The 19120-nt window shown below is 34.6% G+C and carries 15 protein-coding genes and 1 pseudogene; 6 read left to right on the top strand and 10 right to left on the bottom strand.

Going from position 1 to position 19120, the window contains the following annotated elements; translation table 11 throughout:
* Positions 1 to 98: 98 nt before the first annotated feature.
* The 5 genes from ortA to hcp all read right to left on the bottom strand — a co-directional run bounded on the left by ortA (position 99) and on the right by hcp (position 6165).
* Positions 99 to 416: a 2-amino-4-oxopentanoate thiolase subunit OrtA gene (ortA, locus tag NAAC61_RS08705; protein ID WP_202695793.1), complete on the bottom strand. Its 318-nt coding sequence runs from the start codon at positions 414 to 416 to the stop codon at positions 99 to 101.
* 14 nt (positions 417 to 430) lie between these two features.
* Positions 431 to 1447 (bottom strand): 2,4-diaminopentanoate dehydrogenase, encoded by a 1017-nt coding sequence (gene ord / locus NAAC61_RS08700; RefSeq protein WP_012208985.1) that lies wholly within the window; start codon positions 1445 to 1447, stop codon positions 431 to 433.
* A 183-nt stretch (positions 1448 to 1630) separates the two neighbouring features.
* Positions 1631 to 2965, bottom strand: coding sequence for a TldD/PmbA family protein (locus NAAC61_RS08695; RefSeq protein ID WP_012208984.1), 1335 nt, complete (start codon positions 2963 to 2965; stop codon positions 1631 to 1633).
* Entirely contained in the window at positions 2965 to 4377 is a 1413-nt protein-coding gene (locus NAAC61_RS11095; protein WP_202695792.1) for a metallopeptidase TldD-related protein, read from the bottom strand. Before NAAC61_RS11095 ends, NAAC61_RS08695 begins: the two co-directional genes overlap by 1 nt.
* Positions 4378 to 4533: 156 nt before the next feature.
* A complete protein-coding gene (hcp, locus tag NAAC61_RS08685; RefSeq protein ID WP_199676880.1) occupies positions 4534 to 6165 on the bottom strand; it encodes a hydroxylamine reductase in 1632 nt (543 codons plus the stop codon).
* Between the two features lie 164 nt (positions 6166 to 6329).
* On the opposite strand from hcp, the gene NAAC61_RS08680 reads away from it, so the two are divergent.
* The gene (locus tag NAAC61_RS08680; RefSeq protein WP_121567528.1) at positions 6330 to 6992 is read left to right on the top strand and encodes a Crp/Fnr family transcriptional regulator; all 663 of its coding nucleotides are present in this window, start codon (positions 6330 to 6332) and stop codon (positions 6990 to 6992) included.
* Positions 6993 to 7043: 51 nt separating this feature from the next.
* On the top strand, positions 7044 to 7709 hold the full coding sequence (gene fsa, locus NAAC61_RS08675) for a fructose-6-phosphate aldolase (RefSeq protein ID WP_121567529.1): 666 nt from the start codon (positions 7044 to 7046) through the stop codon (positions 7707 to 7709).
* 1 nt (position 7710) lies between these two features.
* On the opposite strand, the gene NAAC61_RS08670 is transcribed toward fsa, so the two are convergent.
* The 5 genes and pseudogenes from NAAC61_RS08670 to NAAC61_RS08650 form a co-directional block, all read right to left on the bottom strand.
* Entirely contained in the window at positions 7711 to 8328 is a 618-nt protein-coding gene (locus NAAC61_RS08670; RefSeq protein WP_202695791.1) for a phosphatase PAP2 family protein, read from the bottom strand.
* A 21-nt stretch (positions 8329 to 8349) separates the two neighbouring features.
* The gene (locus tag NAAC61_RS08665) at positions 8350 to 9528 is read right to left on the bottom strand and encodes a DUF401 family protein (RefSeq protein ID WP_337920007.1); all 1179 of its coding nucleotides are present in this window, start codon (positions 9526 to 9528) and stop codon (positions 8350 to 8352) included.
* A gap of 118 nt (positions 9529 to 9646) precedes the next feature.
* A pseudogene (gene groL, locus NAAC61_RS08660) lies at positions 9647 to 11268 on the bottom strand (chaperonin GroEL).
* A gap of 22 nt (positions 11269 to 11290) precedes the next feature.
* Entirely contained in the window at positions 11291 to 11560 is a 270-nt protein-coding gene (gene groES, locus NAAC61_RS08655) for a co-chaperone GroES (RefSeq protein ID WP_121567532.1), read from the bottom strand.
* A 263-nt stretch (positions 11561 to 11823) separates the two neighbouring features.
* Positions 11824 to 13830, bottom strand: coding sequence for an HD domain-containing phosphohydrolase (locus NAAC61_RS08650; protein ID WP_202695788.1), 2007 nt, complete (start codon positions 13828 to 13830; stop codon positions 11824 to 11826).
* A 160-nt stretch (positions 13831 to 13990) separates the two neighbouring features.
* On the opposite strand from NAAC61_RS08650, the gene NAAC61_RS08645 reads away from it, so the two are divergent.
* From NAAC61_RS08645 to thrC, 4 genes are all read left to right on the top strand, one after another.
* Positions 13991 to 14926: an aldo/keto reductase gene (locus tag NAAC61_RS08645; RefSeq protein ID WP_202695787.1), complete on the top strand. Its 936-nt coding sequence runs from the start codon at positions 13991 to 13993 to the stop codon at positions 14924 to 14926.
* A 10-nt stretch (positions 14927 to 14936) separates the two neighbouring features.
* The gene (locus NAAC61_RS08640; RefSeq protein ID WP_202695786.1) at positions 14937 to 15896 is read left to right on the top strand and encodes a carbohydrate kinase family protein; all 960 of its coding nucleotides are present in this window, start codon (positions 14937 to 14939) and stop codon (positions 15894 to 15896) included.
* A gap of 437 nt (positions 15897 to 16333) precedes the next feature.
* Positions 16334 to 17629, top strand: a complete 1296-nt coding sequence (locus NAAC61_RS08635; protein WP_202695784.1) for a homoserine dehydrogenase — start codon at positions 16334 to 16336, stop codon at positions 17627 to 17629.
* A complete protein-coding gene (thrC, locus tag NAAC61_RS08630) occupies positions 17616 to 18680 on the top strand; it encodes a threonine synthase (protein ID WP_121514737.1) in 1065 nt (354 codons plus the stop codon). The genes NAAC61_RS08635 and thrC overlap by 14 nt, the downstream gene beginning before the upstream one ends.
* The last annotated feature ends 440 nt before the right edge of the window (positions 18681 to 19120 follow it).

Raw genomic sequence — 19120 nt, 5'->3', positions numbered from 1 at the left:
AGTAATTTTTCTTCCTCCTTTCAAGATATTTGATCAAGATATTCAATACTCACCCATCGGAGTCAAGGAACTGGCTCCAGCATTCCAAAATTTCGAATTTAGGCTGGTGGCTTTTCGCCTCTGTCTTCAGACAGAGGCAGTTTATCCTTGTTAACTTTTAACAATTCGGGAATAGGTTCCCCAAAGTTATGCTCGTATTTAGGATTAACTTTTTCCAATTTTCCTTTAACTATTCTTCCAATAGGGGTTTTAATGGTGACGATATCGCCTATTTCAGCCTTTTCATCTTCCAAAAAACCTTTTATTCTAACTTCAAAAGGTACTTTTTTGGTGTCTTCCGGCAAATGTGAAGCCCTTTCTTCAGGATTTAAAACAATGTAATGAATTTGAACCCAGTCACCCTTTTTTATCTTCATAAATCTGACCTCCTTCAGTGAACCTCTGCAAGTAAAGCCCTTGGTATTGGCAAATCCACCATGGTTAACAGACCAGGCCGAGCTTCAACTACAGAGGGAATCATATTGGTAGCTATGGCAATGGTACCTTTGCCACCTGGTATTTCAGGATTTATACCCATTGAAATATCAGGATCCCCCTGAATTGTTATATAATCTCCTGTTTGAACGTTTTCTAAATGGGGAAGTACCTGCTGAGGATGCTCAAGTTCTATCAACAGTTCATTTTTGTAAAATGCCTTTGCGGTATGATTACACCCTGCTACCATCCCTGGTTGAACCTTAACATACTTTGTTTCCCTCATGACATTAGAAATAATAGGTTCTCTTTTTTGTTCGATGCGATCAATTTCCCATCCCAAAGCCTTGGCTATCATGTGTATTGACTGTTCAAACCCTATATGACCTACTATCTTTCCGCTTTTTATTCCTTGTTTAAACTCTTCTGGTGTTGTTCCAACACCTTGTGTTTCCATAACCGTTGGTCCAAAAGGCGAAAGATCATTAATTCTGGCAGCCTTAATTCTCTGCACATTCAAACATATTCCTGTCAACGTTATAATTAGTGTATCAAGGACAAACCCTGGATTTACGCCAGTCCCTAAAACCGATACATTATGATCCTTCGCAACGGTGTCAATTTCATTTGCAGCTTTTGGATCTTTTGAAAAAGGAAAGGCCATTTCTTCAGCAATGGTAATTACGTTTTTGTTTTCTTTTAATATAGAAATAATCTGATCCTTCACCACTGAGATAAAAGAGTTAGTAGCGATTACAACAAGATCTGGATCCGTTTGCTTAACCATTGTTATAGGATCAGGGTAAACTTTTATTCCAATTTTTCCTAAACCCAACAACTCTCCAACATCTTTTTCGATATATTCTTCCCTGAAATCGTGAACACCAACTAATTTTAGATTTTTCTTACTTAATATATTTTTTGCTATACCACTCCCCATTGCTCCAAAACCCCAAATACCTACTTTGTACAATTTAAAAACCTCCTTGCAGTGTATTTGCTACAATGTGTGAAATTTTTTTCATTATCAATTATATCTTACAACATTATACCTTCTTTCTCAAACTAGATAATTCCCAATTAAGACGAAAAAAAGGCGTTTAAACGCTTTTAAAAGCGATTAAACGCCTTATACTCCTTTTTTAGACTTCTTCTTCTATTTACCGCCCACGCTTAAATCCCTTATCAACATAGTAGAACCGGCTACTGGACCTAAATACTTGAAATCAGAACCTATATATTCTAAATTATTCAACAACTCTTCCAGCGTTCCAGCTAAGGTCATCCCTCTAAAACTTCTTACAAACTCTCCGTTTTCAATTAATCTTCCACTTATTTGCACAGAGAATCTTCCAGAAACCGGATCGGCGGTATGCATACCCATTATGTTGGTGACATAAAGAGCTTTTGGAACATTCAAAATATCTTTTCTCGTCTTGTTAGCGATAAAATGAAGGTTTATCGTTCCAATGGAAGGATTTGGAGATTCCACCGATGCAAAACTGTTGCCGGTTGGTTTTGCACCCAACTTTTTTGCAGAATATATATTATGTAAGAACCCTTTTAGGACACCATTTTCTATAACGTTGAATCTTGAGGTATTGGTTCCTTCATTGTCAAAGGAGGCTATGATTGGTGCAGAACCATTCATAGGATCATGTATGAGGGTAACCGTTGAATTGGCTACTTTCTCACCTAATTCATCTTTCAAAAAAGATTTACCCTTGTAAACATTTTCTCCCGACAAAGGAGTTATCAATGTCCCTAGGAACATACTAGAAGCGAAAGGACTCATGACAATATCGTATCTACCAGAACTTAAAACCTCTGATTTTAAACCTGATACCGCCATTTCTACAGAATTTTTCACTATGCGGTCTATGTCTATAAGCCTGTAGCTTTGAGATAATTGATAATCAAAACCAAATGAGGAATCTTCTCCTTCAATTGCTGCTAAACTAATCGAACTGGCAGCGTTTGTAAACAAAGCGTTTTTGTAAAGACCATTCGTATTGCCAAAATGAATCCTGGTTAATGCAACTTCATACTCAGCACCACGAACAAATTTTATCCTTTCATCTTCACTCTTAGCCTTTTTTTCTAGTTCTTGAGCTAATTTCATAACCTCGTCTAAATTCATATCCTTTGTGTCTGCATCGAAAGCCCAATCTATGTATGTAAACTGTTCGTCATTTGATATGTCGTTTGCTTCGTCTTTTTCTGTATATTTAGTCATTTCAATTGCTTTTTCAACAGCTTGCATTATTCCTTCTTCTGTTAAAATATTAGATGACGATGTGGCTGTTCTTCCATCGGGAGAAATAACTTTGATACCTGCTGCTCCCTTTTCTCCTTCGGTTAACTGTTCTAACTTTCCATTACTGAAAGAGGCATTCTTACTTTCAGTGGAAATCACATTTATCTGTCCTTTAAGCCCTTTACTTTTTATCTCTTTCATGGATTTTTCTATAATTGATTTTATATTAGTCATTAATTGTTACCCCCTTTTACTATTCCACCAACAATTAACTTCGGTATTCTTATGGTAGGCTGGGCATCGGAAACTGGAGCCCCTTGACCGTCTTTACCACAGGTTCCAACACCATATCCCAAATCATTACCAACCATATCTATGCTTTCTAAGACTTTTAATCCGTTGCCAACTAAGCTCGCTCCACGGATCGATTGCTTTATTTCACCATTTTCTATAATATAACCTTCATCAACTCCAAACTGAAAATCACCACTTATTACATCAACTTGTCCTCCACCCATCTTTCTAACAAATATACCGTATTTTACAGATTTAATTATATCTTGTGGATCATCTTCTCCTGGTAAGATCATCGTGTTTCTCATCCTAACGATGGGTAGCACCATATAAGATTCCCTTCTACCGTTACCTGTGGGTTCAACACCAAATTTTTTGGCAGTTATTTTCGAGTGCATGTATCCTTTTAACACGCCTTTTTCAATTAAAACGGTCCTCTGGGTAGGAGTTCCCTCGTCATCATAATTAAGGGTCCCTCTTTTGTTTTTATCTGTTCCATCGTCTACAACGGTAATTTTTTCCGAAGCGATTTTCTTTCCAACTTTTTCTCTGTACACAGAACCGGAAAGTACCAAGTCTGCTTCCATACCGTGCCCACATGCTTCATGTATCATGGTTCCTCCAGCTTCAGAAGACAAAACAACCGTGAATTCGCCTGCAGGAGCATCCACTCCTTCTATTTGTGAAACTACTTGTCTGACGGCGTCTTTTGCTACTTTTTCTATCATCTCATCTGTAAAAAATTCAAATCCCATGTTTGCTCCATCGGAGGAATAACCTCTGAACAAATTCCCTTCTTCGTCCTGTGCAAATATTATAGCAGCATAACGTGGATAATTTCTAATATCCTCAACTATTTTCCCTTCTGAATTCACTATTTTTACCTTTCTACTACTATCTGCATAGGAAACGGTGATCTGTTTGATGCGTTTATCGGCATTCTTAAGTAATTCTACACCTTTAAGAACCTTTTCTACTTTTTGTTCTACAGATACATTGTCAAAAGGTATTTCAAAGGGGGCAAAATCCCTCTTTTCTGCCTCTTTCAATTCTTCAACCTTTACGATATTATTAGAGCCAAACCTTTCACTTGCGTTCTTTCTCAAAGTCTCGGCAAGACTCATAAGATTCTCGTATGTGGGATCGTTAGTATGAGCAAAAATCGTTTCTTCAGCTGATACAACCCTTATACTTGCACCTTTTGTACTTGAAAAATTTATTTTTTCAATTTTACCGTTATCGTAAACAATCGAGGTACCATAAAAATCTTCATAGAAGATTTCTGAATACTCTCCCCCCGATGAAAGAGAATGGTTTAAAATCTCTAAGTATTGAGCATTACTTAAATTCACTTCTATCCCTCCTATAAAAAGTTAGCAATCCTTCCTTTCATATTATATCATATTTATTCCTCTTGGAACTTGTATTTGTATCAGTAATTATAATTGTAACCACTAAAAAAAAGAAAGGCGCCAAAGATTGGACGCCTTTTATACGTATAAAATTATTTATATAGTTTTTATATCAAAAGTTTTTGCGACCGTCTCCAAAACGTTTGGTGATAGAAAGGCAGGCAGTGTTGGACCTAATCTTATTCCCTTTACTCCCATATACAACAATGATAATAAAACAGTTACAGCTTTCTGTTCGTACCAAGCTATATTGTATTCGATAGGTAGTTCGTTTATATCCTTTAAATCGAATGCTTCTTTCAATTTTAAAGCGGTTAAAACTAATGAATAAGAATCATTACATTGCCCTGCATCTATAACCCTTGGTATTCCATCAATATCCCCCAAATCTAGCATATTGTACCTGTACTTGGCACAACCTGCGGTTAAAATAACGGCACTTTTTGGGAGATCTTTGGCAAAATTAGTGTAATATTCACGATCTTTGTTTCTTCCATCACAACCACCCATGACGTAAAATTTGGTTATTTTACCAGATTTTACTGCCTCGACAATTTTATCAGCAACTTGAGCTGTCTGTTCATGAGCAAATCCAATAGTTATAGCTTTTCCCTCTCTTTTTTTGATGGGGCCAATTTCGAGTGCTTTTTGTATTACGGGAGTAAAATCCTTTTGACCGTCCTTTTTTCTATTTGGTATATGTTGAACATCTGGCCATCCCACAAGTCCGGTTGTGAAAATTCTGTCTTTGTAGGAATTTCTTGGCTTTTGAATACAATTCGTTGTCATTACTACAGCTCCACCAAAATCTTCAAACTCTTGTTGTTGTTTCCACCAAGAACCTCCAAAATTTCCTGCTAAATGTTCGTACTTTTTTAATCCTGGATAGGCGTTTGCTGGTAGCATTTCTCCATGTGTATATACTTTGATTCCTTTACCTTTAGTTTGTTCTAAAATTTCATACAGATCTAAAAGATCATGGCCACTGACGAGAATAGCGGGTGTTTCGTATGTTCCTGTGTAAACTTGGGTTATTTCAGGATTTCCAAAGGTAGAAGTATTCGCCTCATCTAGTAAAGCCATAGCGTTTACCCCATATTCGCCTACTTTCAGCACTAAATTCGTTAATTCATCAACGGTGATATCTTCACGTAAGGTTTCTGCCAAAGCCTTTTCGATGAATGCAAGTATATCGTCGTTGGAGTGTTTTAAGATATAGGCATGATCGGTGTAGGCAGCCACTCCCTTTAAACCTATTACAAGAAAATTCTTAAGCGATCTTATATCTTCGTCTGATTCCGATAAAACACCTACTTCAACGGCTTTATTTAAGTATTCGTCTTCATTGTTATCTTTCGGATTCCATACTGCGGCATCAGGTACTTTTTCCTGAAATTTTTCGTTGTATTTTCTTTCATAAACTTCTTTGAATTTATTTTCTATGATTCTTCTTTTATCTAGTGCTTCATCTATGTATTCAACTATTCTTCCTTCATCAAAGTTAACATTCGTTATTGTTACAAACAAGCCTTCTGCAACAAAAAGGTCAACACTTTCATCTTCTACGTTCAATTCCCTTGCTTTATTAGCCCAATAGGAAATCCCTTTTAGTACGTAAATCAATAGATCCTGCAAGTTTGCAGTTTCCGGACTTTTTCCACATACACCTTGAGCAACACAAGCCTCATTTCTTAAAGTTTCCTGACATTGATAACAAAACATCTCCATCTTTTCTTTCCTCCTATCTGAAATTTTATTTTTTTACCACTGAAACCTTTCTTTATTGAAGAAACTTTGAATTTCCTTTCATTTTAAGTATAATTAAATCGGAGTAATTTTGTCAGTAACAAATGTTACGCACTTTGTTTTTTAAATTTTGAGGTGATTGAATCATGGATAGCTACATTGATAAGATAGGTAAATTAAAGATATTTAAAAATTTTTCAAAAGCTGAATTGATGAAAATTTTTGGTAATGTTCGATATTCAATTAAAAAATTTTCAAAAGGTTCCCTTATCTATACTTCTGGGGAAAAAGTTGAAAAATTAATAATCTTAATCGAAGGAGAAGTTATCACAGAAATGGTTGATTTTAATGGGAAAATTTTAGAAGTAGAAAGGATGAAATCTCCGGATATTTTAGCTTCTGCCTTGTTATTTTCAAAAGATAATTTCCTACCTGTCGATGTTTTAGCGGTTAAAGATGTTGCTATACTTTATATTGAAAAAGAAGATTTAATAAGATTATTTCAAAGTAACAATGGTCTTTTACTTTCATTTCTTGAAGATATAGGGGAAAAGTTTCAGTTCGTAACTGCAAAATTACGGGTAAACTCTTTTCATACAATAAGAGAAAAAATCACAATGTATCTTTTAAACCTTTACAATCAGCAAAATAAATCCAACGAGTTAACTATACCTCTAACTTTAGAAGAGTTAGCCAATTTATTCGGTGTAACAAGGCCTTCTTTATCGAGGGCATTTTCGCAGATGCAAAAAGAAGGCTTATTCGTTAAAAGTGGGAATACAATAATCTTAAGGAAATTGAAGACTTGATTATGCTATAATTGTTATGACAAAAATCAGAGCAGGGAGGGAAATTTAGAAATGGAGATTTTTTTAGACACCGCAAATATAGAGGAAATTAGAAAAGGTGTAGATTGGGGAATAGTTGACGGTGTGACAACGAATCCAACGTTGGTTTCAAAAGAGAATGCAGTATTTGAAGAAAGAATCAAGGAAATTTGTGAAACCGTAGAAGGGCCAGTAAGTGCCGAAGTGGTATCCACAGATTACGAAGGAATGGTAAAAGAAGCCAGAGAAATAGCAAATTTAAGTGAATTTGTGGTTGTTAAAATACCTTTGATTCCCGATGGAATAAAAGCGATAAAAACTTTATCCAAAGAAGGTATAAAGACCAACGCGACTTTAGTTTTTAGCCCTTTACAAGCTCTTCTTGCAGCCAAGGCAGGAGCTACATACGTGAGTCCTTTCATCGGTAGAATGGATGACATAGGAAACACTGGAATGGATATAGTAGAAGAAATTGAAGTTATCTTCAGCAATTACGGATATGAAACTAAAATTATCGTGGCTAGTGTTAGACATCCTCAGCATGTTTTAGAAGCAGGTTTGATTGGAGCAGATGTTGTTACTATGCCCTTTGAAGTGCTTGAGAAAATGTTCAAACATCCCATGACGGATATAGGTCTTGAAAGATTTTTGAATGATTGGAAGAAGTATCAGGATTATCTAAAAAGCAAAAATAATTAATTTAAAAATAATAGACGTAAGATGCCGTATAATACCCCAGGAAAGAACCAGCTACTACGTCTGAGAGCCAATGCACATCTTCATAGATGCGAGAAAGCGATATACTTGTTGGTATAATATAAATCCACCAAGTGTACTCTTTCGCATATGGGGTGTATACAGACCAGGCAATGGCGGAATGTCCTGAAGGAAAAGAAGTATAAGTCGCCCCTTGAGTGAGGGGAGCGAATGGCTTGAATGAAAATGAACCATCTTCAGCATATGGCCTTTCTCTGCCAACAACAATTTTTGTTAGCAAGGTTATTCCTCCACTAATAACGGAAGATATAATAGCATCTTCAGATACCTTTTTTAGCCTGTAATCTTTTGTAAGATAACCAACTGTGTATCCCACCACTGGTGTTCCAACAAGAAAGTAATAATCATATGTAGTTAAGAAGTTGGAAATTATATCTAAATAAGAATTAGTATTATGCTGGACTAGGTTTCTGCTTAAATCATCTAAATTGAGAGTGAACTTAGACGTGGGGGTACTCTGATTAGTTACAGTATCTTCAGCGGTAATTATGCTTGAAAAAACAAGAATCACTATTAAGAAAAGTATAAAACGTTTTCTCATGTGAATTCCTCCACCCTTTGATTAGAAGATGAAAAATAGCATTACTACAATATAACCCATTATAGCACAAAAAATGGGAATTATTATTTTTTTTATAACACTAAACATATCGACTTCAAAATATTTTGATGTAAGTAAAAGACAGAGATGTACAGGTGATAGAAGAACCCCCAATACAGAGAAAAAATATGTGGTAATTGCAACCGGTACCAAAGAAATAACTCCCGCTTCAACGAACGACAAAGCTATCGGCATTGTAACCGCAAAACCTGCTTGAGTTATTCCAGTTATCAATCCTATAATAATCGGAGAGATCATTATTATCCACCATGGACTTACTCCCCAAGTAGTTAGATTTTCTACAAAATCGTTGGATAAATTTGACACAGTTACAAAATTTTTGTACCAAAAAACGAACAATAGCAACAACACCGTTTCCCATCTTATATTTAGAAGATCTTTGTAGTTTTTATGATAAAAAGTATATATTAAAGATACCGCTAAAACAACAAGCCAACCAGGTAAAGAAGCAATTACTCCAACGATTATGATTATGACGGGGAGTATAGATTTAAAAAGTTCTTTCCATAACTCTTTATCTTTTTTTAAACTTATTCTACCGTTTTTGAAGTAGATCCATCCCCCAACAATTGCAAATAGTCCTATCGGAAGTTGTATTAATAACAATTTTGTTAAACTGATCCCCGTGAGAGCGCTTTCTAAAATTAATGCGGGATACAGTATCCAAAAGAACTCCATAGTGTGCCTGAACCAATAGTTCATTGCCGTAGCTTCAACCCTATTAATGTTGCTTTCATCTGCTATATCTTTAACCATTGGTGCAGTGAACATTGCCCCTCCTGGCATGGGTAGTAACCCCAGTAACATAGGCATTAATCCGACAGCCTGTCTTGAATTGAATAACGTTCTTATGTTTTTGGCGAATTTTTGTGAGTTTCCACTTGCCTTCATAGTATCCGATAGAAGATATATTCCAAAGATAACAATAATCACTTCATAAAAATCGCTTTGTGTAATGGTTTCTAGGAAGCTACTACCAATATAATTCAAATTCAAAGAGACTAGTGCAGTTACAATTGTTGCAACAAGAATAGCCCAATGGACTTTTTTTATCAATTTTATAGATATCACCATACTAATCAAACCTGATAATATGGAAACTACTGCCAAATCTTTCACCTCGTTTTTTGTTAGTGAAACTTACTATTTTATTATACCATAAAAAAACGTGCCATATTCAATGGCACGCCTATATCCTTGAACCCCTTTCAGGGCGTTTTTTTACTACTGTCTAAGTTTAGTACATATCTGGTGTTGCTGGCATTTCTGGACCTTTTTCTTCTTTTGGTTCTTCCGCTACCAAACTTCCGTTGTTAGAAGCATGGAAGCAATCGATGCAGCATTTTGAAGTGCACTTCTTGTAACCTTAGTTGGATCAATTATTCCAGATTCAAACATATTTACATATCTTTCTTTCAAAACATCATATCCATATTTTGAATCATCTTTTTCAATTATTTTTTCAATAATTATAGCAGGTTCTAAACCGGCATTTCTGATTATCTGTTTTACAGGAGCGTCTAAAGATTTTGCTACTAATTGAGCACCTATTTTTTCGTCTCCTGATAATGTGTTTGCGAATTCCTCAACAGCTTTCTTTGCTCTGAGTAACGTTACTCCTCCACCTGCAACGATCCCTTCTTCTACAGCTGCTCTTGTTGCAGATAAAGCATCTTCTATTCTATGCTTCTTTTCCTTCAACTCAGTTTCTGTAGCCGCTCCAGCTTTAATTACTGCAACTCCACCAGATAATTTTGCTAATCTCTCTTGTAATGTCTCTTTCTCGTAATCAGAACTTGTATTTTCAATTTGAGCTTTTATCTGTGCTATTCTTTCTTTTATTGCTGTAGGTTCACCTTTTCCTCCAACAATGATAGTATCTTCTTTTGCGACTCTTACCAAATCAGCTTGACCAAGATCATTAATGGAAATATCTTCTAAGGTGAGACCAATTTCTTCGGATATTACAGTACCACCGGTTAAAATTGCAATATCTCTTAGCATTTCTTTCCTTCTGTCTCCAAAACCAGGAGCTTTAACAGCTACTGATTCCAATGTTCCTCTTAGCTTATTGAGAACCAATGTAGAAAGAGCTTCTCCCTCAACATCTTCAGCAATTATTACCAACGGTTTCCCAGCTTGAGCAACTTTTTCTAAAATTGGAACTATTGATTTTACAGCTGAAATCTTTCTATCTGTAATTAATATATAAGGTTCTTTCATTTCTGCTTCCATTTTTTCTGTATTTGTTACAAAATATGGAGAGATGTATCCTCTATCGAATTGCATTCCTTCTGTGAATTCTACATAAGTTTCAAGAGTTTTAGAGTCTTCGACAGTTATAACTCCATCCTCTCCGACTTTGTCCATAGCTTCTGCAATAATATTTCCAATTTCTTCGTTATTGGCAGATATAGAAGCAACGTGGGCAATGTCTTCTTTGCTCGATAACTTTCTGCTGGCATTCCTTATCTGTTCTACAGCTTTGTCTGTAGCCTTAGCGATACCGTTTCTCATCAATATTGGATTAGCACCGGCTGCAACATTTTTCAATCCCTCTTGAATCATAGCCTGGGCTAAAACTGTAGCGGTAGTTGTTCCATCTCCCGCAACGTCATTTGTTTTGGAAGCTACTTCTTTAACTAATTCTGCTCCAAGTGCTTCAAATTTATCTTTCAATTCAATTTCTTTAGCAATGGAAACACCATCATTTGTGATAGTTGGAGATCCCCAACTCTTTTCTAAAACTACGTTTCTTCCTTTAGGTCCCAAAGTTATTTTAACAGCATCTGCAACTGTATTAACGCCTCTTTCTAAAGCTCTTCTTGCATCTTCATTAAATTTCAACATTTTTGCCATCTTATCTCAACACCTCCTGTTTTTAGTCTTCTACTTTTGCTAGTACGTCTTCCACATCAATGATGATATAATCCTCATCATCTATCTTGATTTCAGTTCCTGCATATTTAGAAAAGATTACCTTGTCTCCCGCTTTTAAATCATAATCTTCATCTAGTTTCCCAACTTCTTTAACTTCTGCCTTTTGAGGTTTTTCTTTTGCTGAATCTGGTAGTACTATACCACCTTCAGTCTTTCTTTCTTCGGTAATGGGTTTAATGAGTAGCCTGTTTCCTAATGGTTTCACTGTCATGTGATGATACCCCCTTTTTTATTTTAATTATTTTATTTCAATTTTTTATTTTTGTTTTTTAGCAATCAAATATTAAGAGTGCTAAGTTTCATATGTATCATAACACATATAAATAAAAGTATCAAGATTCAAAAAATCCAATTATGGACGATTATAGTCGATTAAAAGCGATTATTTTCGATTAGAAGGCTAAATCTCGTTTTTTCTCGGTTTTCCTCCAAATTGCTCGTTTTTTCTGGTAGTTTAACTTTTTTGTAATCTTATTAATACGTATTTTTAAATTTATCCGCTATTTTGACAAATACTTTTAATACTTCAGGATCAAACTGTTCTGGAGAAGTTTTGTTATCTCCTTCTAATAATATTTTCATACTTTCTTCATGAGAATAAGCTTTCTTATATGATCTTTCAGTTCTGAGTGCATCGTACACATCTGCCACAGCGACTATCCTGGCTTCAATCGGAATATCTTTGCCTTTCAAGCCAAAGGGGTATCCCGTTCCATCGTATCTTTCTTGATGGTAGAGTGCGATGTTTCTTGCAACTTTAAAAATTTCTGCATTTCCAATTATATCTGCCCCATATTCGGTATGTTTTTTCATCACTTCCCATTCTGAATCATTTAAAGAACCTTTCTTTCTTAAAATCTCAATGGGTATAAGTATCTTTCCAATATCATGATAGTATGCGTATGTTTTTATCTCTTGAGCAAAATTTTCATCTAAACCTAAATTCTTAGCTATTTCGTAACTTATTTGGCCTATTCTGTTCATATGTTCAGAAGTTTCCATATCAAAACGTTCTGCCACATCACTAAGTTTTTTTAAAGAGTAGTTATAGGCCTCAATAGCCTCTCTTTCCTCAAATTTAAGATCCATATAAATTTCAATCAATCTTCCGAATATTTCCATTACTTCTTTTGAGGTATCAGAAAATTTCATATTTGCCTTTGAATTTACCGAGATGTTACCTATAAATCTTTCTTTGCTGTATAAGTCCATAATTAAGCTACTTGCCAAATTAGTCGCACCAGATTTGGTTAATATATTGGTATTTTCCATTGAAAGATCTTCATTAAATGAATCCAAATTATGAACTTCTTGAACATGTTTCCCAACTTTTATGACTTTATCAACAGGAATGGTGAAATTGTATATTTCTTTGTTGAATCCATATGCGGCGTAAATTTTCCATTGGTGATCGGTGATGAGTCCTATGCTTCCTGCTTCGGCTTCTGGTATCAATTTAACTAAACCTTCTATAGCATTATTCAAAATCGTCTTTGTATCTTCGCTTTCAATGAAAGAATAAAATATTTGATACATCTTTACAAGCTTTTCGCTCAATTCTTTATTTTTATGGCTAAGATCACTAATTTCCTTATAAGAATTTCTTAGTCTCATATTTGCCTTGTGTATGGTGTTAACCATTTTTCTATTTCTAAAGTAAAAGAAAACCAAGGTAACAACAAAACCAATCAAAATTATTATAAAAGTAATAAGCATTCTATTGATGCTTTTTTGACGTTCAACACTTAAAGATGTACTTATTCCAACCCATAAATTTTTAATTAGATCAAAACCTTCGCTTTTTAGAACATTATTGAGGGTACTTTCAAATATCTGCAAGGTTTCTTCTTTTTCACTGTTCTTTTTGGAGGCAAAGGTTAGAGGTGTCGAATCAAATACTTTCACATATCGAATGTCAGGTTTTAAATTGTTTGCTATGATATAGTGTGAAACTATTCTTTCATCTTCTATAGCAGCAGAAGATAATTTTTCGTTCAGCAGATCTGATATGACACTTTCATTTGTTTGGTACACTCTAATATCTTTAAATCCTTCGTTTTTTAGAACATCTATTAAAAAGCTACCATCTAAAACCCCGACTGGATAATTTTTTAGTTCTTCGTAGGTATAATCGTTATCGTACCTCGTCATTATGAATGAGTCAACAAAAATAACGGTTTTATAAAATTTTAAAGTATCTTTTCTTTCTGGAGTTGGTGCTATTAGTCCTATTAAGTCGTAATTTTCGTCATTTAAAAAGGTATCGTATGCATCTGTCCAATTTTTTACCGTTATTTCAAAGGTTAAATCTGAGTTTTTTTCTATTTCGTTCAGAATATCAATCACAAAGCCTTCTAATTTACCATTATCTATGTACACATCTGGGTAATATTCGCCTAAAATGATATTAAGTTTTTCCGAAAAAGCAAAAATTGTGATAGTAGTAAAAATTATAGTTATAATAACACTTTTAGGTTTCAAAATAGGTGAACTCCCTTTAATTTTTTTGTTTATACATAATTTTATCATATTTGTGAATCTATTTGAAAAAACTAAGGAATTTTTCGATATGGTATAATAATAACAAGGGTTATCGGAAGTATTTGAAGTTAAGAATCAAATTATAAAAGGAGTGGTTTTTGTGATATTCAAAAAGTTTGGAAAGACAGATATGAACGTATCTGTTGTAGGATACGGAGCTTGGGAATTAGGTGGAAATTGGGGACCTATTGAAAAGGAAAACGGTGTTAAGATATTGAACTTAGCTTACGACAATGGCGTTAACTTTTTTGATACTGCACCGGCATATGGTCGAGGTCAGTCTGAAGAAATAGTTGGTGAATTTTTGAAAGGAAAAAAGAGAGAAGATCTTTACATTGCTACTAAATGTGGTTTAGAATGGGACCAAAGGGGAAGAATTAGGAATAATTTAAAGAAAGAAAGGGTATTGAAAGAAATAGATGATTCTCTGCAAAGACTTAAATGTGATTATGTTGATCTATATCAAATTCATTGGCCTGATCCCAATACTCCCTTAGAAGAAACTGCAGAGGCGTTACAACAGATTTTAGATAGCAAAAAAGCTAAGTACATCGGTGTGTCTAACTTTAGTGCACAACAAATAGAAACGTTGATAAAGTATGTGGATATTGTTTCCACACAAAATTATTACAACTTATTGGTTAGAGATGTTGAAAAAGAGCTTTTTCCAGTTGTTAATAAATACGATTTAACGGTAATTCCATACAGTCCTCTTGCTAAAGGGTTGTTGACAGGAAAGATCTCCAAGGATTATGAACCACCGAAGAACGATCCTAGAGCTATGGATGAAATATTTAAAAATAGGGAGCTTTTTGTCAAAAGTGTAGAAAAAGTTGAGGAATTAAAGATTTTAGCCAATAAAATTGGAAGGCCCTTGTCTCAAATGGCTATAAATTGGTTATCACATCACAAACAAGTATCGACAGTTATCGCTGGTTCAAAAGATGAAAAACATGTTTTGGAAAATATTGAAGCGGGAAGTTGGGAGCTTAGCGAAGATATTTATCTAAAGATCGAAAAAATAGTTGGTGAATAGGAGGCAATATATGGCTATTCTCTGTGCTGGTGAAATTCTCTTTGATTTTATATCGAAATCTCCAAACAAAGGTCTTGGAGAAAGTGAGCTTTTTGAGAAACGACCAGGAGGATCTCCTTTTAATGTAGCTGTAGGACTTGCAAAGTTGGGTGCAGATGTTTCTTTTTTAACGAAGATAGCTCAAGATGAATTTGGTAAATTTCTATTTGAGTACTTAAAAGAAAATGGAGTGAACACGGATTGTTCTTTTACGGTTGAAGGGTTGAAAACTTGTTTGGCTTTTGCAGCGGTTGATGCCCAAGGAAAGGCTGAGTATGAGTTTTATCGAGATAATGCAGCGGATACACAGTTAGGATTAAAAGATGTAGAGAATTTGGATTATGAAAAATTTAATATCTTTCACTTTGGTTCTATAGCTCTTATAGATGAACCTACATCGAGTACTTTGATTAGATTGTTTGACAATTTTGTTTCTGGTGATTTGGTAACTTCTTTTGATCCTAACATTAGAAAGTCTTTGTTGAAAAATAGGGAAAGTTACAACAGTCTTATAAAGAATATAATTAAAAAGGTTGATATATTGAAGATGAGCGATGATGATTTGTTTTATATAACTGGAAAAAAAGATGTTGAAGAAGCTATTAACACACTTTCCATCAAAGAAGGTTCTATTTTGTTTGTGACTTTAGGAAGTGAAGGTTCTTTAGTTTATAAAGATACTATTATTAGAAGAGTTCCTGGTTATAAAGTAAAGGTTGCTGAAACTGTAGGTTGTGGAGATTCTTTTATGGCAGGTATTTTGTATAAATTGAAGAATTTATCTAAGAATGATTTTCTTAAGATTTCTTTAGAAAAACTTGTTGAATATGCAGACTTTGCCAATAAATGTGCTGCTATTGTTGCTACGAAACAAGGAGCCGCGAATGCTATGCCAAGTTTATCTGAAGTTAGTCAATTTGAATTTTTATAAAGTTGTTTTTAGTTGTTTTTATATTTAATTATGTGATAGTAGTGAAGATAGTGTAATGTTGATAGTTCAAAAGTCCTGTTTTTCTTTGTTAATGAGATTTTGTGTAAGTTCAAAAGTGCCAAAAATTTTGAACCTCGTTATCAACTTAAATGTTCAAAAAGATTTTTAAATGATTTTATCGAATGTTTTGTTGATAACTTTAATTATCGACGTTGTTTTCGACTGAGATATCGACGAACTTAGTGTAAAAATACTTTTGAACATTGAAAGTTGAAAAGTTTGTCGATAAAATTGTTGAAAAACCAAATTATTATTGAATTCATTCCATTAAAAACGTTTTAAACAGTCACTTTTATAACTCAAGAAAATAGTTCATAACTTTTTCAACTATCAACATCCGGGGTTAGTGATCGTTAATGAAAAGGGAGGGAGTTACGATGATTAAAGTCGGACTTCTTGGGTACGGTACAGTTGGAGGAGGGGTGTACAATATACTCACAACTAAAAAGGAAGATATAGAAAGAAAACTAGGTGAGGAAATTCAAATCAAAAAGATCTTGGTAAAAGAAAAGAACAAAAAAAGGAAGTACGATGTAGATGATTCGTTGCTTACTGAAGACTATAAAGAGATCGTAGAAGATCCTGAAATTCAGATCGTGGTGGAGTTAATTGGTGGAGAAACACCGACATTAGATTACATTAAAGAAGCTATCAACCGTCATAAAAATGTTGTAACAGCCAATAAGTTAATATTAGCCAAGTATGGTAGAGAAATATTTCAACTAGCAAAGAACAATAATGCCAAAGTGTATTATGAAGGAAGCGTAGGTGGAGGAATCCCTATAATTAAAACTCTGAAAGAGTCCATGATTGCAAATAAAATTGAAAGAATTTATGGAATTCTAAACGGGACCACAAATTACATTTTGACTCAAATGACAGAAAAATCTATTAATTTTGAAGAGGCTTTAAAAGAAGCGCAAAGTCTAGGTTATGCGGAGAGCGATCCATATTTTGATGTAAGTGGTTTGGATAGTACATATAAAATAAGTATTTTGTCTTCATTAGCGTTTGGAAGTTTTATAGATGTTAATTCAATCTATGTAGAAGGGATTGATAGAATAGAAAGGGAAGACATAGAAATAGCTGAGGAATTAGGATATACTATCAAATTGTTGGCTATTGGGAAAAGGTATGAAGACAAGATATTGGATATAAGGGTACATCCGACTTTTATTTCTAAAAATAGCCCTCTTTCAAAAATCAACGGTGTATACAACGTCGTACAGATTCACGGAGACGCCGTTGGAGATATAATGATTTACGGACAAGGTGCCGGGGAAATGCCAACTGCGAGTGCGGTTGTTGCAGATATTATGGAAGCCGCCAAGAGTATTAAATACCATATTGAAAACGAATACAGTATCGGAAGGTTAAACGGCTTGAAGTTAATTGTGATAGATGAAATTGAAAACTCTTTCTATATAAGATTGAGAGTGAATGACAAACCCGGTGTTTTTGCAAAAATAGCTAAAGCTTTTGGAGATAACGAAGTTAGCATCGCTTCTGTAATTCAAAAACAAAGACTTAATCCTGTTGTACCAATATTTTTACAGACGCATCCAATCAAAGAGAAAAACTTGAAAAGAGCCATTGCTTCATTGAAAGAAATAGATGATGTGATAGAAATAAAAAATATAATAAGGGTGGAGGATTTCGATGAGAAATTTTAGTTTTTGGCCCGGTATAATAAATGCTTATAAAGAGTACATGCCCGTTGATGAGAAAACAGAGATAATAACGTTACAAGAAGGGAACACTCCTTTGATATTCGCAGAAAAAATGAGTAATATTTTGGATATTGAACTTTATTTGAAATATGATGGTGCTAATCCTACGGGGTCTTTTAAAGACAGAGGGATGACGTTAGCCGTAACCAAAGCGGTTCAGAACGGTGATAAAGCCATAATCTGTGCTTCAACGGGTAACACATCCGCCTCTGCTGCGGCTTATGGAAGTAGAGCAGGATTAAAAACAGCGGTCATAATCCCTGAAGGGAAGATCGCCTTGGGGAAATTATCTCAGGCCTTAATGCATGGGGCTATAGTTATACCGATAAAAGGTAATTTTGACGTTGCCTTAGAGATTACAAGAAAGATCGCTGACAACTATCCTATAACTCTGGTTAACTCACTTAATCCATACAGGATAGAAGGTCAAAAAAGTGCAGCTTTTGAGGTATGTGATCAATTGGGTGGTAAATCTCCTGACATATTGGCAATTCCAGTGGGGAATGCGGGAAACATCACAGCTTACTGGAAAGGGTTCAAAGAATACTTTAAAGACCACAAAACAGATAAGTTACCTAAGATGATTGGTTTTGAAGCGGAAGGATCAGCTGCTATCGTAAAAAATCAGGTTATAAAAAATCCAGAGACTGTAGCAACCGCCATAAGAATAGGTAATCCGGTCAATTGGGAGAAGGCCGTAGAAGCGGCAAAAGAATCCGGAGGGTTTATAAATTTTGTTACCGACGAGGAGATATTGAACACGTATAAAGAATTGGCATCACTTGAAGGTGTGTTTGCAGAACCAGCTTCTGCAGCTTCGGTAGCTGGTGTTAAAAAGATGATCAAATTGGATAAGATAAAAAAAGGAAGTAAAATTGTTGCGGTACTCACGGGACATGGTTTAAAAGATCCCGATACTGCAATCAGTGTGATACCAAAGGTCAATCCAGTAGAACCAGAAATGAGAACTATATTGAAAATGATAGGGCTGTAATTTTCAAGAGGTAATGGTTTAGATAGTACTAAGAGTTTTGGAGGTGAGATTTATTCCCATATACAAACATTCAATCTTCATTGTTTCCACAGGACCGGTACTAAGTTCATAGGTAAAGTCGTGTTAGATCATAATTAATTGTCATTGAAATAGTGTAATGGTTAGATAGTATTTATGTCTTTGAAATTGATTTGCTTTTTGTTAGTTGAATGTTGTATAATTTATCCACGAGGACAGGCTTCCTCCTCTGAAGGATGTTTATTTCCTTGAACCCCTCTGGGGTGTTTCTTCTTTCAATTTTACCATGTTTAAACTTTCATATGTTTCCTTTGGTTGAGATTTAGTTTTTTCGTTAACAATATTGCTTTCAAGCGACTATTGGTATGGAGACTTAGGTTTCTCATATTCTTTTTTTAACAGCGTATATAATATTGATATTA

The organism is Petrotoga sp. 8T1HF07.NaAc.6.1 (assembly GCF_016772115.1).
Lineage (GTDB): Bacteria > Thermotogota > Thermotogae > Petrotogales > Petrotogaceae > Petrotoga > Petrotoga mobilis.
This window is presented reverse-complemented; position numbering and strand designations above follow the sequence as displayed.

Excerpts from the sequence above, each read along its gene's own strand:
- NAAC61_RS08640 (WP_202695786.1), top strand. The coding sequence starts at position 14,937 with ATGGCTATTCTCTGTGCTGGTGAAATTCTCTTTGATTTTATATCGAAA.
- thrC (WP_121514737.1), top strand. The coding sequence starts at position 17,616 with ATGAGAAATTTTAGTTTTTGGCCCGGTATAATAAATGCTTATAAAGAG.
- hcp (WP_199676880.1), bottom strand. The coding sequence starts at position 6,165 with ATGGAGATGTTTTGTTATCAATGTCAGGAAACTTTAAGAAATGAGGCT.
- NAAC61_RS08680 (WP_121567528.1), top strand. The coding sequence starts at position 6,330 with ATGGATAGCTACATTGATAAGATAGGTAAATTAAAGATATTTAAAAAT.
- NAAC61_RS08670 (WP_202695791.1), bottom strand. The coding sequence starts at position 8,328 with ATGAGAAAACGTTTTATACTTTTCTTAATAGTGATTCTTGTTTTTTCA.
- groES (WP_121567532.1), bottom strand. The coding sequence starts at position 11,560 with ATGACAGTGAAACCATTAGGAAACAGGCTACTCATTAAACCCATTACC.
- NAAC61_RS08635 (WP_202695784.1), top strand. The coding sequence starts at position 16,334 with ATGATTAAAGTCGGACTTCTTGGGTACGGTACAGTTGGAGGAGGGGTG.
- fsa (WP_121567529.1), top strand. The coding sequence starts at position 7,044 with ATGGAGATTTTTTTAGACACCGCAAATATAGAGGAAATTAGAAAAGGT.
- ortA (WP_202695793.1), bottom strand. The coding sequence starts at position 416 with ATGAAGATAAAAAAGGGTGACTGGGTTCAAATTCATTACATTGTTTTA.
- NAAC61_RS08695 (WP_012208984.1), bottom strand. The coding sequence starts at position 2,965 with ATGACTAATATAAAATCAATTATAGAAAAATCCATGAAAGAGATAAAA.